Source organism: Streptomyces sp. NPDC088706 (genome assembly GCF_044752765.1).
Lineage (GTDB): Bacteria > Actinomycetota > Actinomycetes > Streptomycetales > Streptomycetaceae > Streptomyces.
In genome coordinates, this window is sequence record NZ_JBIVLW010000018.1 from 60,527 (window position 1) to 75,953 (window position 15,427).

Consider the following 15,427-nt stretch of genomic DNA (forward strand, 5'->3'; position numbering starts at 1 on the left):
GCACGCGGCCGCCGAGCTCGGGATCGACGCCGGCTCGCTGGGCCCCCGACGCTGAACCCCGCCCCCGGCGCGCCCTCCTCTCCCGTCAGCGGGAGAGCGGGACGACGACCTGGATCCTCTTGCCCCAGCTGGTGCAGACGGTGGACCAGCCCTCGACCAGGGACAGGACCGAGCCGAGGCCGAAACCACCGGCAGCGGCCCGCTCCTCCACGCGGGCGCCCCAGGGTGATGACCAACTGCCGTCGCTCACCTCGATGAACAGCTTCCCGCCGCTCATTTCCAACCGCATCTGCCTGGGTCCCTCGGCATACCGGTGGGCGTTCGTCACCAGTTCGCGTACGACCAGCAGAAGGTCCGCGTCATCGTCCACGCGGCGGGCGTCGCCGGCGGCCGGCGGGCTGTATGTCTCCACATAACTGCGCACCGCCTCCCGGGCCTGGCGCACGGACTCCTGACGGCATGTCAGGTCCACCGTCACGGACGGTGTACGTACGTCGGTCCAGGACTTGTTCGCAATCACGGCTTCCTGCCTTTCACCGGGCCGGCGAAACACCGGCCAGGTCAGCGAGGTGGTGGCACGGCCTGGCGAAAGCCACGGCACAAGGAGTCCGCCAGGACAGCTGTATGTATGTCACTCTCACACCATCCGGCGCCCGGCCGGTAAGGGTCTCTCCCTAACGCCGCTCCCCGGGGCACACCCGCCACCACGGAGGCGCGCCCAACGGCGGAGGGACCCGATGTGTCCGGATCACCGTGGGTAGTGAGATATATCTGAGAGCGAAGGGTCCTCGCCGGAGCCGGGCTGCATCGCGGATGTGCTGCGCCCTCGTGTATCGAGTGGCGAGGTGGTGACATGGACGAGAACTCCCCGCGCTCCTTCGTCGGCCGGTCGGTGGAACTCGGCCGGCTGCGGCACGCGGCCGCGGCCGCGGCGGCAGGGACTCCCGGCGTCGTCCTGGTGTCGGGACCCGCGGGCATCGGCAAGACCACCCTCGTCGATCACTTCGTGACCACACTCGGCGGGACCTTCACGGTCCTGTCCGTCGTCGGCTCGGCACATGAGAGGGAGAACCCCTTCGCCACCGCCTCCCGGTTGCTCTCGCAGGTGCGCCCCGAGCCGGGGGGCGACGCGCGTGCCGGTGTCGGGCCCGGCCCGTCCGTGCTCGAGATGGGCACCGAGATCATCGAGGCACTCGACCGGGCCCAGAGCGCACGCCCCGTTCTGGTCCATCTCGACGACGCCCAGGACATCGACCTCAGCACCCTCCAGGCATGCGGTTTCGCGCTGCTGCGACTGGGCGTCGACCGCGTCCTCGTCGTGATCGGCACGAACCGGCCCGCTCGCACGGTCGCGGACATGGGCCTGAAGAGCGCGGGTGCACGGCTGGAGCGCATCGAGATCGAGGGGTTCACGGTCTCCGAGGCGCGCTCCTATGTGGCCGGCCGGCTGGGCCGGGCCCCCTCCGAGTCCCGGGCACAGACCCTGGTGGAGTGGAGTGAGGGCAACCCCCTCTATCTGGAAGCCGTGCTGGGCGCGCTGCCGGGCGGTCTGCCCGACCGCCCGGCCTTCGCCGTGCCCCCTCCCCTGAGCGACGTGGTGGGCGAATGGGCTCGTACGTTCAGCCCGGCCGCACGCAGAATCCTGGGGATGCTGGCCGTCCTGGACGCACCGGCCTCCGTCCCCCTGCTGAGTCTTCTCCTGCGGTCCGAGACCGTTCTGGAGGACGCCGAGCCGCTGGCGGAGCGGCACATGGTGCTCTGGTCCCAGGAGAACGGAGTCCCCCAGCTGCGCCTGCTGCACGCGGGCCAGCGGCAGGCGCTGTACGCCGCCCTGTCCCAGAGCGAGAGGACCTCGGCTCACCGCCGGATCGCCGAGGTGCTGGAGCCTCCCGAGCGCTGGCGCCACCAGGTGGCCGCCGCCGAGTCCTACGAGCCCGAGCTCGCCGCCACCTTGCACGCCGCGGCCCGTCAGGAAGCCGGTTACGGACAGATCGCGCTGGCAGCGCAGTACAGCCTGGCGGCCTCCCAGATCGACCCGAGCGCCGCCGGACGTCAAGAGGCCCTGCTGAGCGGAGTCCGGCTGCTGGTGATCACGGGTCAGTACCGCTCCGCGCTGCAGCACCGGGCACGGGTGGCAGGCGTCCCCTCCGGACCCCGCCGCAGTGAGGTGCTGGGTCTCCTGGACTTCGCCGACGGCCAGGACACCGCGGCGCACGTCCGGCTGCGTGAGGCGTGGGAGGCGTACGAGTCACTCGCGCAACGGCCCGCCGCGGCGATCGCGGCAGCCGAGTCCGGCATGACCGCATGCTCCCTGGGCCGGGGCGCCGAGGCACTGGAATCCTCCGCCTACGCGCTCCGGCACGCCGAGGGCGAAGTGGTCCGGGGCATGGCGCACGCCAACAGCGCCTACGGGCAGGCGCTCGTCGGCGGGCCGGCCTCGGGCATTCTGCAACTGGAGTACCTGGGCGAGGACTCCGGATCGGTCTCACTCGCCGAGACCGACTCCCTGACGCATCGCGGCATGCTCCGGATGCTGGCAGGCGATCTGACGGGGGCGCTGCTGGACCTGTCGGTGGCCGCCCGGCGACGTAACTGGGGAATGTCACGGATCAGCGTGACCGCCCCGCTGCTGTACAGCGTCTGGTGCCACTTCTTCCTCGGCGACTGGCGGGCGGCGTCCCGGACCCTGTCCGTGGCGCGCGACGTGGCGCAGACCGCGGGCCGCTCTCCGGACTTCTTCGCGCTGCACTGCCTGAGTGCGATCCTGCTCTCCTTCTCCGGCCGGCCGGAGGCCGCCGAGGCCGACCTCCACGAGGCGGCGGAGGTGGAGATGTCGGTGGACTTCCCGGGCCCCGGTTTTCACCTCTACGCCTCGCGGGCGGCGGTGGAGTTCGGGAAGCAGAACTACAGCCGGTCGGCCGCCCTGCTGGAGCAGGTCTACACGGACCCGGCCCATGCGAGCCGCACCCGGCTGTACGCCCTGCCCCATCTGCCACTGCTGGCGGTCGCCCACGCCCGCACCGGCGACCTGGTGCGCGCCGAGGAAGTGATCCGACGGCTGGAGAGCTCGACCGGGCGGGGGGCGATGCACCCCCTCGCCTGCGCCTGGGCCAAAGGAGCCGCGGCCGTCCGCAGAGGTGACGACGACACGGCGGTCCACCTGTACCGGGCTGCCCTGAACCTCCCCCGCAACGGTGGCGACCCCCTGCTGATCAGGACCTTCGTACGGCATGACCTCGGCGCGCTGCTCCTGGACCGGAACGAGGTGGAGCAGGGCCGGACGGCGCTGCGGGAAGCCGAAGCGGCCTTCCGGCGCATGGGGGCGGAGAAGTTCGCCGAAGCGAGCCGTGCGCGAGCCGGGGACGGTCCCGCCGCCGCCAACACGGCACGCGACGTCTGGGAGGCTCTGTCGGACCGGGAGAAGGACGTGGCCGATCTCGTGGCCCGGGGATGGACCAACCGCGAGATCGCGGCCGAGCTCTATCTGAGTGCGAAGACCGTCGAGTACCACCTGGGCAACATCTACACCAAGCACGAGCTGCGGGGCCGGCACGAGCTGCGGGACCTGATGCAGGAACGGCTGTCCTGACGGGACCGGGCCGGGCGCGAACCGGCCCACGCGGTGCCGGCATCGAACTCGATCTGGACCTGATGCCGGAGAGCGCCTTCGACGAGGCCGAGGAGCTGCTCGCCGAGGACGCTCCCGGGGTGTTCCTTTCGTCGAAACGCTTCGTGACAGCACGCTCGCCCCATATCAGGGATTCCATGCCCGTGGAGAAACAGGCACGTACTACGACCGGCTCCGGGTCGGCTGAGAGAACTACACCCGCCGGCACCGATTCATCGCCTCACAGAGCGCCGGGACCCGGCGCTCCTCGCTGTACTCCGGAGTAGGCAGCGGCTTGCTCACAAAAAGCGCTCACCCTCCCTGCGCGTTTTTCGACCGGGAGGGGTTTTTTCTCCGCGCGGTGCACCGCATCCCGAAAAGCGCTCAGGAGATCTGAGCAGTTTCTGCCAGATTTTCATCCTCTCTCCAGAATTTCTTAGCATGGAGGTTTTTACCGACACCCCGGCCCGTGTCGACAGAACGGCCGACGACACCGGACAGTGCTGCGCTCCTGTTGCGTCCCTACAGTAAAGCCGCAGGTCAAGAGGGTGAAACTGTGGCTGGAGGGACCAAAGGGACGCAGTCTTCTTGTTATCTCCCTCCCGAACTGATGATCTTCGACGCCCGCGCGAACTCTCACTCGATCCGCTCTGCGGTGAGCTATATGCGGGACTCAGCCCCTTCAGCCCCTCCTTCCCTACCCAGACACCCCCTGAGCTGCAAGAACCCACCAGGACCGAGGCTCTGCAAACCCTGGACGCTTCAGCCCCTGCCGCCCGGTGGACGGCTCCGAGCAGAAGGCTGTTGACCGCTGAACAAATAGAAGGTGTATTCACTGGCCCAGAAGAAGCACGTGCGGAAAAAGGCGGCCCGCCCGCCCGGACATGGGACCGATGAGCCGGGAAGCCGGTGAAACGAGACACACGGTCTTGATATCGGCCCACAGGTATTACACTCATCGAAAACCCAGTCCCTACCGTCCCTGCTGCTGGGACCTCTCCGCCGCTCAACGCCGGTCGAGGGTATCGGACGGTGTATCAGCGCCCTCGACAAGGACGACCACGTGCTTTCGACTGCGAACAAACCCCCTGTGCCCCCCGTGAGGGTGGCACTCCGGTGCGCCTCGCACGGCTGGCCTGTCCATCCGCTTGCCCCCGGGCGCAACGAACGTGTCATCGAGACTGGTCCGACCGCCGGCGGCAGGCACCCCGTCCCACTCCAGGGACGCCGATGACCGGCGCCGGAAGCACGCACTTCGACGCGGCGGCGGCGGCTCAGCAGATGCTCGCGCTGGAGGCTTTCGAGGAGGGCCGGCGGACGGCCCCCGTCCAGGGGGATGAGGCAGCGCTGCCCCGGCCGCGGAGCGGCGCAACCGAGGACTTGCCCGAGTCGCTGTCGGACCGCGGCAACGCCAAGCTGTTCGTCGAACGGTTCCGCAGCCAGTTCCGCCACTTCGACGGCCTCGGCTGGTTCTCCTGGGACGGATACCGCTGGAAGCGGACGGGCGGGGAGAAGGCCGCCCTGTGGGCGGCCGGCGAGATGGCCGAGGCATTGCCGACCAGCGATCCCAGCGGACGCTTCACCGACCGCGAGCTGTACGTGCACCGCAGGAGGACCCTGTCCACCGCCGGGATGAAGGCGCTGCTGACCCAGGCCAAGGCCTCACCGCACCTGTCGGCAGAACCCGACGAACTCGACGGTGACCCGTACGCCCTGTGCACACCGGCGGGAGTGGTCGACCTGTACACCGGGCTGCTGCGTGCGCCCGACCCGGAGAAGGACTGTCACTCCCGCGCCACCAGCGTCGGCCCGCAGACCATGCCCATCCCCCGGTGGCTGCGTTTCCTGCAGGACACCTTCGGAGAGGACGAGGAGGGGCGGGAGATGATCGACTTCCTGCATCTCCTGCTCGGTTACTCGATCACCGGTGACGTCGGCGCCCAGGTACTGCCGTTCCTGCACGGCGAGGGGAAGAACGGCAAGTCCGTCCTGCTCGATGTGATGATGCAGATCCTCGGCGACTACGCCGACGCCGCCCCGCCGGGCTTCCTCATGGACCGTGGAGCGTTCGCGGAGCACTCCACCGAACTGACGGAACTGCACGGCCGCCGGCTCGTCGTGTGCAGCGAGCTCAAGCCGAACGACAAGTTCGACGAGGCCAGGGTGCGCCTGCTCACCGGTGGCGACAAGATCAAGGCCCGGCGGATGCGCCAGGACTACTTCTCCTTCAGCCCCACCCACCACCTGTGGCTGCTCGGCAACCACCGCCCCGAGGTGAGCACCGGTGGATTCGCCTTCTGGCGCAGGATCCGGCTCCTGCCCTTCGAGCGCGTGGTCTCCGACGAACGCAAGATCGACAACCTGGCACTCGAACTCGTCCGCGACGAAGGACCCGGCATCCTCCAGTGGCTCGTCCAGGGCGCCCAGCGCTACCTCACCACACGCGACACGCTCTCCGGCCCGGACCGGGTCCGTATCGCCACCCGCGCCTACGCCACGACCGAGGACCACATCGGCCGCTTCCTCGCCGAGTGCTGTACCCGGGAGAGCGACAATGGAGGGGAACTCCGCGTGGAACAGGGGCTGCTGTACGCGAGCTACAGCTCGTGGTGCAATGCGAGCGAGGGCATTCGGCCCGCCAGCGCACGGGCTTTCGCCCACCGGGTGCGCCAGGACGTGGGGCTCGCCTCACCGACGGACATGATCAAGTCGAACGGCAGGAAGTTCTATCCCGGCATCGGACTGGTGGTGGACTAGATGGCTTTGAGCGACCACAACCCGATCCCTCTCGCAGGGACGACCCGTCGTACCGCCCGCGGGGTCCTCGTACGATGGAACCATGCCACGGCCAGACGCACAGAGGAGGGATCGCACCCGTGAGTTCGCTACTGAGCGACAGCGATCTGGCCCATGAGGCGGAGGTCGTGTGGCTGGAGAACGTGGGCGAGCTCGACTACGTCCGCCAGGCGTTGGACAAGACGACGCGTCGGCGCAACAAGCCCCGCTACGCCCGGGACGGCCGCATGGTCGGCTACACGGAACTCGATGACACGGCCCCCGCCGATCCGGACAGCGGACTGTACAGGCGCCGGGTGTTCTTCCTGCTCCCCCACGACCGGGACAACGACCCCGAGGGGCTCTACCAGGAAGGGGCTCCGGGCGAGGCGATCGATCCCCGGACCATCCGTCCCAGGAGAGCCGGGCAGAAGACCTGGCGTTCGCAGCGAGGCCCTGCTCCGATGACCGCACCGGCCGCCCCCGCCACCTGAACAAAGGAGATCCCGGCGCCGTGCGAGGGGGGACGGCACGAGCCGGGACCCCGGGGGCCGGGGTCCCCCGGAAAAACCCGAAACGTCGTCACCACACCCACACAACCAGGCCCTTCGTGCTCACCGCCCACTCTCAGTGCTCATGGGCGGTGAGCGCTGCTTGATGGTGAACGCTGTGTCACGGCATAGAATGCAAGCCGCGCACCGGGCGCCCCACGCCCCCGTCCCATGACGATGATCGCAATCAGTCAGCGCTCCCCCCACCATCCCCCACAACCGTTATCAGGTGTCTGTTTGTCTCCGGCAGTCAGCGTCGGTTCCGGCGATGGAGCCGCGCAGTGAACATCAATCGTCGTCTCGTCCTGCTCGTCACCGCGCCCCTCACCGTGGCCCTCACCTTCTCGCTTCTGGCCCTGGCTCCCGCGACCGACCAAGCGCTCCAGGCCCATCGGTTGACCGCGATGGTCGAGGTGGCGGCGAGCGCGGGAGAGATGACCCATCAGTTGCAGCGCGAGCGGACGACGGCCACCGCACTGGCATCCGGACAGGGGGACGCGGACGCGTTCCGCGAGAGTGCCGAGGCGAGCGACAGGAGTGTCGCCGCGTTCCGCGGCCGCCTCGGACGCCTGTCACACGTCCCTGCCCAGGCGCGGGAGGCGCTGGTGCGTGTCGAGGGCTTCGCCGACAGGATATCCACCTTGCGCTCCTATGTGCGCTCGGGCGAAGCCAACGTCTCCGCCCTGGCCTTCGGCTACCGGATCGTGATCGCCGACCTCAACGCCTACCGCGACGGCATCGCCCAGGCCGACGGTGTCGACGCCGACATCGCGGACCGGATCCGGGCCGCCGCCGCCCTGTCCCAGGCAGCCGAGTACCTGGCCCAGCAGCAGGTCACGGTGTTGAGAGCGCAGGCGGCGGGCAGTTTCACGATTGCCTCGCAGCGGGCGTTCGAGGCGACCAGGCTGGGTTACTCCAAGTCGACCGCTGACCTCTTCCGCATCGGCCCCGGGCAGTGGCGGACCTGGATGGAGCGCACACTCTCCGGTCCCAAGGCCCTGCGGGCCCGGCAACTCGAGGACGAGATCGGGCGTACGGCGACGGGCGAGAACATCCGGGCGAATCCCGAGGAGTGGCAGAAGGCCACCGACGGCCGACTGATACTGCTGCGCTCGGTGGAGAAGCGGATCGACACATCCATCGTCGCCTCCGTCTCCGACGTACGCGGCACACTCATCTGGACAGCCGTGGTGGAAGCGGTCGTGGTGGTGCTGACCCTGGTCGGGGCCGTCGTCGTCGCCGTCCGCCTCGGGCGCGACATGGTCCGACGACTGCGCGGTCTGCGCGACGTCGCCCACGAGGTCGCCCATACCGGGCTGCCCGCCATGATGGACAGGATCTCCCGGCCCGGCGCACTGCGCGGTGCGCCTCCCGAGCAGGTCGCCCTGCTGACCGGCAGACCCGTCAAGGACACGGGTACGGACGAGATCGGCGACGTCGGCGAGGCGTTCAACGTCGTCCACCACGAAGTTGTCCGTCTGGCAGCCCAACAGGCCCACGCCCACGCCCAGTTCGCGGAGACACTGGTCAGTGTCGCCCGCAGAGGGGCACAGCTGACCAATGTCATGGTGTCCGAGCTGGACACGGTGCAGCGCGACGAGTCGGACCCCGAGCGCATGCAGACCCTCTTCGCCCTCGACCATCTCGCCATCCGCATGGAGCGCAACACCAACAGCCTTCTGGTACTCGGTGGTTACGGCCACGGCCGGGTGCGCTCGGCCGATGTCGACTGCGCCACGGTGATCATGGCGGCGGCCCAGCAGATCGCCCGTTTCGACCGGGTGTCGCTCGGCATCGTCGAACCCGGTGTCGGTATCACCGCCCGCGCCGTTCACGACGTGGCGCACATCCTGGCGGAGCTGCTCGACAACGCCACCCAGTTCTCACCCCCCGACAAGCAGGTCGGGGTCACCGTGTGGCGGCTGTGGGACCGGGCCGTCGTGCAGATCGTCGACGAGGGCGTGGGCATCCCCGCGGAACGCCGGGACGCCCACAACGCCGCGCTGCGCGAGCCGGGGTCCGGTATCGGAGACGTCCGGTCCATGGGGTTGCACGTGGTGGCACGGCTCGCCGCGCGTCACGGAATCACCGTCGAGCTGCGCGACTCCTCAGGCCCCGGCACCATCGCCGAGGTCAGCCTGCCCGCCGCCGTACTGGCCCCGGTTCTCCCGCCGCCTGAGGCGTCACGGGCGGACGACGAGCGACACGGCGACGGCGGGTACCAGGGGGAGCCGCACCCCCTCGCAGCCCCCTGGCAGTACGAGAACGGGCAGAACGACAACGCCCTCACGGGCGCCGTCCCCGCTTGGCCCCAGGGCCCGGACCGTGTCGCGGGCGGCCACGGCATGCCTGCCGCCGACGGCCACCGACCCCACGGCGACGTATCCTCCGACGCGCGCGAGTGGGCGGTGGGGAACGTGCCGGCCCCGCACCCCGTGCCTGGTGAGCCGGGTCCGCCCGGCACTGCGGTCAGCTCCTCGGGACTGCCGATGCGGCAACGCCACCGTTCTCCCCAGCAGCGGGCCCACGGGCCCGGCACGCAGCAGCGTTCGGCCGCCCCCGCGCCCAAGGCCCCGCCCCGGCACCGGGACTCCCGGCAGGTCTCCGACGTCCTGGCCGCCTACGCCCAGGGAATCAACAGGAGCACCCGCGGCCGCGGCCGTCCCGCCACAGACGATGACACCGAACGGAACGAGAAATGACTTCATCCTCATCTTCCGACCTGAACTGGATCCTGAGCGGATTCGCCGCGCGTATCCCGGAAGTCACTCAGGCGATAGCCGTATCCGTGGATGGGCTCGCGCTGGCTTACACCGGCGTGGACCGGGACGATGCCGACCGGCTGGCGGCCATCGCGTCCGGCATGGTCAACCTGCTGTCGGCCGCGGCCCAGTTGACGAAGACCGATCCCGTGGAGCACAGCCTCACAGCGATGGAGGGCGGCTACATGTTCTCGATGGCGGTCTCCAACGGGGCTTCGCTGCTGGTGACCACGACCAGGGAGGCGGACATCGGCGAGGTCAGCTACCTGATGTCCGAGCTGATCAATCAGGTGGGTGAGGCGCTGTCCCCCCAGATCCGCGAACCGGCACCCATCTCGCGCTGACCACCGGACCGCTCCTCCCCCTCCTCCCGGCCCGGTGAGCCCGCTCCGCACCCGGGCTCCGGTCCGCCCCTTCCCACGGATGAGAGCCCCCATGTTCTTCGGCACACCCCTCGCACGTCGTCGCAGAATCCGGCCGGTCTGCGCTGCCGTCCTCGCCCTCGGTCTGACAGCCGTCACCGGGTGCAGCGGTGACAGCGGCACCGACGGCACTGTGAAGATCGGCCTGCTCAGTTCCCTCTCCGGCACCTACAAGACCGTCGGCACCGATCTGCGAGCCGGCTTCGAGCTGTACCTGGAGACCCACGGCAACAAGCTGGGGGGCCGCGAGGTCGAGCTCGTCGTCGCGGACGAGGGGGACGGTCCGCCGACCGCCCTCCCGGCGGCCACCAGGCTGGTCAAGAAGGACAAGGTGGACGTGTTGACCGGCTTGGTCGCCGGAGGCTCGTTCAACGCGGTGCTGCCACTGGTGCAGCAGGCGAAGATCCCCCTCGTGGGGTCGAACGCCCGCCCGACCGTCAAGGACATCGAGTACGTGTGGACGACGAGCTTCCTGTCCGACGAACCGGGCCGGGCCATCGCCCCCTATGTCAAGGAAGACGTCGACGGGCCGGTCTACGCGATCGGCCCCGACTACCAGGGCGGCCACGACGAGCTGCGCGGCTTCACCGAGGAATTCAAACGCGTCGGCGGTGAACTCGCCAACCCCGGCGGCACGACCACCTGGACGCCGTTCCCGAAGACCACCAACTTCATGCCGTACTTCTCCGAGATCGCCCGGACGAACGCCAAGGCGGTGTACTGCTTCTACGCCGGCAAGGCCGCGATCGACTTCGTCAAGCAGTACGCGCAGTCCGACATCGCCCATCTCCCGCTGTACACGGCCTTCGTCACCGAGGGCAGCGGTCTCCAGGCGCAGGGTAAGGCGGCGAAGGACATCTACTCCGTCCAGAACTACTCGGCCGACCTCGACAACGAGGCCAACCGCAAGTTCGCCGCCGACTGGATGAACAAGTACCTCGGACAGCCCACCACGTATGCGATGGCGTCGTACGACGCGGCCGCCGTGCTGGACCAGGCGATCGCCGACGCCGACAAGCGGGGCGAGGTGACACCGCAGACCATAAATAAGGCCATCGCGGCCCTGGGCCAGATCGACAGCCCGCGCGGCACCTGGGAGTTCGGCGACACGGCGCACTCGCCGGTCCAGACCTGGTACCTGCGGCAGGTACGGCCGGACGGCAATCAGCTGTCCAACGTCATGGTCCAGGACCTGGCGACGCTCGGCACCTGAATGGAGCTCCTCGACGCCCACCTCATGCCGGTGGTGGACGGGGTGGCCTACGGGCTGCTGCTGTTCGTGGTGGCCGCCGGCCTGAGCCTCGCCTTCGGCACAGCGGGTGTGCTGAACCTGTCGCACGGCACCCTGTACGCGATCGGCGCCTACACGGCCGCCGGGTTGAGCGACGGGACCTGGTCGGGCCTGCTCCTCGGCCTCGGTGCCGGAACGGCGGCGGCGTGCGCCGCCGGTGCGGTGCTGTCCGCCGCGACCCTTCCGCTCGCCGGGCGCGGGCACCTCGCCCAGGCACTGCTGACCTTCGGGTTGGCGCTGATCGGCGGCGATCTGCTCATCCAGTTCTTCGGGGCGGACGAGCTGCCGGTGCACCTGCCCGCGGAGCTGGACTCCTCGGTGACCTTGCTGGGCCACCGGTATCCCGCCTACCGGCTCGTCTTCATCGTGGTGGCCGTGCTGCTCGCGGCCTTCGGCACCTGGGTGCTGACCCGGACGCGTATGGGCGCGGCGGTACGGGCCTCGGCCGACGACCCGCAGATGCTCGCGGCCACCGGCCACAACCCCCGTACGGTGCACACCGGCGTCCTCGCGGCGGCGGGCGCGCTGGCGGGGGCGGCGGGCGCACTCGGGGCTCCGATCATCGGCCCCGGGCCCGGCACGTCCGAGAACGTGCTGATGCTGTCCCTCGTGGTGATCGTCCTGGGCGGGCTGCGCTCCCTGTGGGCGACGATCGCGGCGGCGGTCGCCGTGGGCGAGGTACAGACGCTGGGCGTCGCGGTGGCCCCGGACCTGGCGCCGTACCTGCTCTTCGCCGCAATGGCGGCAGTGCTGGTGTTCCGCTCCGACTCCGTACAGCCGGCACAGGCCCACGCCCCGGCTCCCTCCGGACCGGACCCGCTGGACCGGCTCAGGCAGCGCCTCGCCTCGCTGCGTCCGGCCGGCCGGAAGGACGCAGCGAGGCGAGGCGGGGACAGGAGCGCGCTCGCCGGGTTCAGGCGCCTTCCCCGCGGCGTCTCGTGGCGGCGGGCCGCTCCGTCGCTCACGCTGCTGGGGCTGCTGATCGCGTTGCCCGGCGTGCTCGACGCGTACAGCCTCTCGCTGGCCGGTTCCGCCCTGGCCCTGGGGCTGCTCGCCGTCAGCGTCACCGTCGTCACCGGCTACGCCGGTCTGCCCACCCTGGGGCAGACCGCGCCGTTCGCCGTCGGCGCCTATGCCACCGCGAATCTGGCGGCCGCCGGGTGGACCGAGGGCCCGGTCCTGCTCGTCCTTTCGGCCCTCGCGGCCGCCGTCTTCTCCGTGCTGACGGGGGCCGCCGTGATCCGGGCCCGGGGCACGACCCTCCTGATGATCACACTGGCCATCGGTGAGCTGACCGGCGCGGCCATCAATCAGTTCACGTCCCTCACCGGCGGCGCCGACGGTCTCGTCGGCTTCCCGCCGACACAGGCTCTGTGGGGCGGTGAGGGGATGACCGAGGAGAGCGCGCTGTACACCTACACCCTCGTCGTCGCCGTCATCGCCGTCACCATCACCCTGCTCGTACTGCGCTCGCCGGCCGGGAAGCTGCTGACCGGCGCCCGGTCCGCCGAGGCCCGGATGCGGGCCTCGGGGCACCCGGTGGGGCGCTATCTGCTGGTGGCGCACGTCTGCGCCGGCGCTCTGGCCGGCGTCGGCGGCTCGCTGACGGTCACCGTCCAGCAGTACCTCTCCCCCGCCGACGTCAGCTTCGAGATCGCCGCCTTCGCACTGCTGGCGGCGGTCATCGGCGGCACGACGTCCGTGATCGGCGCCCTGGCGGGCGCCGGGTTCATCGTCATCACCCGGGACTGGGTCGCGGGCTGGTGGCCCGGCCACGGGCCGCTGCTGCTCGGTGTGCTGTTCGTCGCCGCCGTGTACCTGCTGCCCCGCGGCCTGGCGGGACTGCGCGCGGGTCCCGGTCCAAGCGGGCCGCCGGGCGGCGCATGCTCCCCGGCCCCCTCCGCGGCCGTCCCGCCCCCCACGGGAAAGGCATCCCCATGACGACGTCACCGCCCAGCGTCTGTCCACCCCCGGTGCTGGAACTCGTCGGGCTCACCCGCAGGTTCGGCCATCTCACCGCGGTCGACGACGTCAGTCTGCGGATTCCCCCAGGGGCCCGGCACGCCGTCATCGGTCCCAACGGGGCCGGCAAGAGCACCCTGCTCGACCTGATCGCGGGAACCGGCCGACCCGACGGCGGCGGCATCCTCCTGAACGGCAGGGACATCACCCGTACGGCCACGGCCGAGCGCAGCCGCCTCGGTGTCGCCCGCAGTTTTCAACAGCCTTCGGTGATACCGGAGTTGACGGTGCTGGAAAACGTCGTACTGTCCGGCTGGCCCCACCACCCCAAGCGCCGGGGTGCCTGGCGCAGCCGTGAGCGCTACCGGCTGCACACCCGGTCCGCCGAACACCACCTGGAGGCCGTCGGCCTCGCGGACGCCGCCCACCGGCCGGCCGCCACGCTCTCCCACGGGCATCGGCGCCTGCTGGACCTGGCCGCCGCGCTGGCGGGCCATCCGCGTCTGCTGCTCCTGGACGAACCGGCGGCGGGGCTGACCGACGGCGACATCGGGCTGCTGCTCGGCGTGCTCGACGGCCTGCCGAGGAGCGTCGCGGTCATCCTCGTCGAGCATCACGCCGAGGTCGTCGCCCGGTTCGCCACGACGGTGAGCGTGCTGACGTCGGGCCGGGTGCTCGTCACCGCCCCGACACGGGAGGCTCTCGCCCACCCCGAGGTCCGCGACGCCTACCGCGGCACCGCCACGCCGATGGCGGACCGGACCCAGGCCGGTAGCAGCACGGGCCCTCGACGGGCCGACGGCGACGAGCCCACCACCACGACGAGAGGATGACCGCTCACCGATGCTGGAACTCACCGGTCTGACGGCCGGCTACCACGGCGGCACCGTCCTGCACAGCCTCGATCTCTCGGTCCCCGCCGGCACGGTCCACGCCGTCGTCGGCCACAACGGCGCGGGCAAGACCACCCTCGTCCACACCGTCGCCGGACTTCTGCGCCCCGGTGCCGGTTCCGTACGGCTCGACGACCGGGACGTGACGGGGCAGCCCGCGCACCGGGTCGCCCGCGCCGGGATCGGTCTCGTGCCCCAGGGACGCCGGGTGTTCGCCGGGCTGACCGTCGCCGAGCATCTGCGCCTGGCCCACCGGCCTCCCCGGCGCGGCGACGCTCCGCGCCCCAGCGTATGGACCCCCGCGCGCGTCCTGGAGCTGCTGCCCCGGCTCGGCGAACGCCGGGACAACCGGGGTGCGGAACTCTCCGGCGGGGAACAGCAGATGCTGGCACTGGGCCGCGCGCTGCTGGGCTCGCCGAGCGTGCTGCTGCTCGACGAGCCGACCGAGGGCCTCGCGCCCGCCCTCGTCCGGCAGGTCCAGGCCCTGGTGACCACGCTGGCGGACGAAGGCATCGCCGTACTGCTGGTGTCACCGAGCCCGGAGCAGGCGGCCCGATGCGCCCGTACGCTCACGGTCATCACCTCGGGACGGGCGACCCTGCGACTGGACGGCGCGAAGGTGCGCCAGGACCCCAGCGTTCTTCACGCGGCACTGGACCTGGCGCCGACCGCCCCGGAACGGAGCAAGCCCTACCTGCGCCCCTTCAGGGCGTGACCGCCGAAGCCGCTGTTCCCATCGGAGCCCTCGTTCTGGGCCTGCCACCACACCTCGAACTCCGGCTGGCCCATGGCGGACCAGTCCGGCGTGTTCTCGACCCGCGCACCGCCCATCCTGCGCGCCAGCGCGACCATGGCGGAGCCGATGGGGCCACGCTCGGCGTCGTACGCCTCCAGGGCTTCCTCCCAGCTCTCCCGGGTGCTCAGGGCGGCCTCCAGAGCGGTGGCGTCCTGGAGCGCCTTCACGCTGCCCCCGCCGATGTGCGGCCGGGCGACGCTGGCGGCATCGCCGATGAGGACCAGCGCGTGCCGCCGCCAGGGCCGCGGCACACCCCGCTATGCTGCCGCCGACCACGGCTGTGCTGCCTGCGCGCATGGCTGACTCGCTCCGCTCTCTCGGTGTTACGGTCGCCTGACACAGAAGCCGTCGCGTCGGGACGACCGGTG

Annotated in this window: 11 protein-coding genes; 9 read left to right on the forward strand and 2 right to left on the reverse strand. The window is 70.5% G+C overall.

Annotation, left to right across the window (positions count from 1 at the left end):
• Positions 1–85 precede the first annotated feature (85 nt).
• Entirely contained in the window at positions 86–520 is a 435-nt protein-coding gene (locus ACIQAK_RS28640; protein WP_366392097.1) for an ATP-binding protein, read from the reverse strand.
• 333 nt (positions 521–853) lie between these two features.
• Between ACIQAK_RS28640 and ACIQAK_RS28645 the strand changes: the two genes are divergently transcribed.
• The 9 genes from ACIQAK_RS28645 to ACIQAK_RS28685 all read left to right on the forward strand — a co-directional run bounded on the left by ACIQAK_RS28645 (position 854) and on the right by ACIQAK_RS28685 (position 14,978).
• Complete coding sequence (locus ACIQAK_RS28645) at positions 854–3,589, forward strand: AAA family ATPase (protein ID WP_366392096.1); 2,736 nt, start codon at positions 854–856, stop codon at positions 3,587–3,589.
• A 1,248-nt stretch (positions 3,590–4,837) separates the two neighbouring features.
• On the forward strand, positions 4,838–6,364 hold the full coding sequence (locus ACIQAK_RS28650; protein ID WP_366392095.1) for a phage/plasmid primase, P4 family: 1,527 nt from the start codon (positions 4,838–4,840) through the stop codon (positions 6,362–6,364).
• Between the two features lie 119 nt (positions 6,365–6,483).
• Positions 6,484–6,876: a DUF6009 family protein gene (locus ACIQAK_RS28655; RefSeq protein WP_366392094.1), complete on the forward strand. Its 393-nt coding sequence runs from the start codon at positions 6,484–6,486 to the stop codon at positions 6,874–6,876.
• Between the two features lie 338 nt (positions 6,877–7,214).
• Entirely contained in the window at positions 7,215–9,635 is a 2,421-nt protein-coding gene (locus ACIQAK_RS28660) for a nitrate- and nitrite sensing domain-containing protein (RefSeq protein WP_366392093.1), read from the forward strand.
• A complete protein-coding gene (locus tag ACIQAK_RS28665; RefSeq protein ID WP_366392092.1) occupies positions 9,632–10,039 on the forward strand; it encodes a roadblock/LC7 domain-containing protein in 408 nt (135 codons plus the stop codon). Before ACIQAK_RS28660 ends, ACIQAK_RS28665 begins: the two co-directional genes overlap by 4 nt.
• Positions 10,040–10,130: 91 nt before the next feature.
• Entirely contained in the window at positions 10,131–11,330 is a 1,200-nt protein-coding gene (locus tag ACIQAK_RS28670) for an ABC transporter substrate-binding protein (RefSeq protein WP_366392091.1), read from the forward strand.
• Entirely contained in the window at positions 11,331–13,349 is a 2,019-nt protein-coding gene (locus ACIQAK_RS28675) for an ABC transporter permease (protein WP_366392090.1), read from the forward strand.
• The gene (locus ACIQAK_RS28680; protein WP_366392089.1) at positions 13,346–14,203 is read left to right on the forward strand and encodes an ATP-binding cassette domain-containing protein; all 858 of its coding nucleotides are present in this window, start codon (positions 13,346–13,348) and stop codon (positions 14,201–14,203) included. Before ACIQAK_RS28675 ends, ACIQAK_RS28680 begins: the two co-directional genes overlap by 4 nt.
• 10 nt (positions 14,204–14,213) lie before the next feature.
• Complete coding sequence (locus ACIQAK_RS28685; RefSeq protein ID WP_366392088.1) at positions 14,214–14,978, forward strand: ABC transporter ATP-binding protein; 765 nt, start codon at positions 14,214–14,216, stop codon at positions 14,976–14,978.
• Here the strand turns inward: ACIQAK_RS28685 and ACIQAK_RS28690 are convergent.
• The gene (locus tag ACIQAK_RS28690) at positions 14,954–15,310 is read right to left on the reverse strand and encodes an FAD-dependent monooxygenase (protein WP_366392087.1); all 357 of its coding nucleotides are present in this window, start codon (positions 15,308–15,310) and stop codon (positions 14,954–14,956) included. The genes ACIQAK_RS28685 and ACIQAK_RS28690 overlap by 25 nt on opposite strands.
• Between the last annotated feature and the right edge of the window lie 117 nt (positions 15,311–15,427).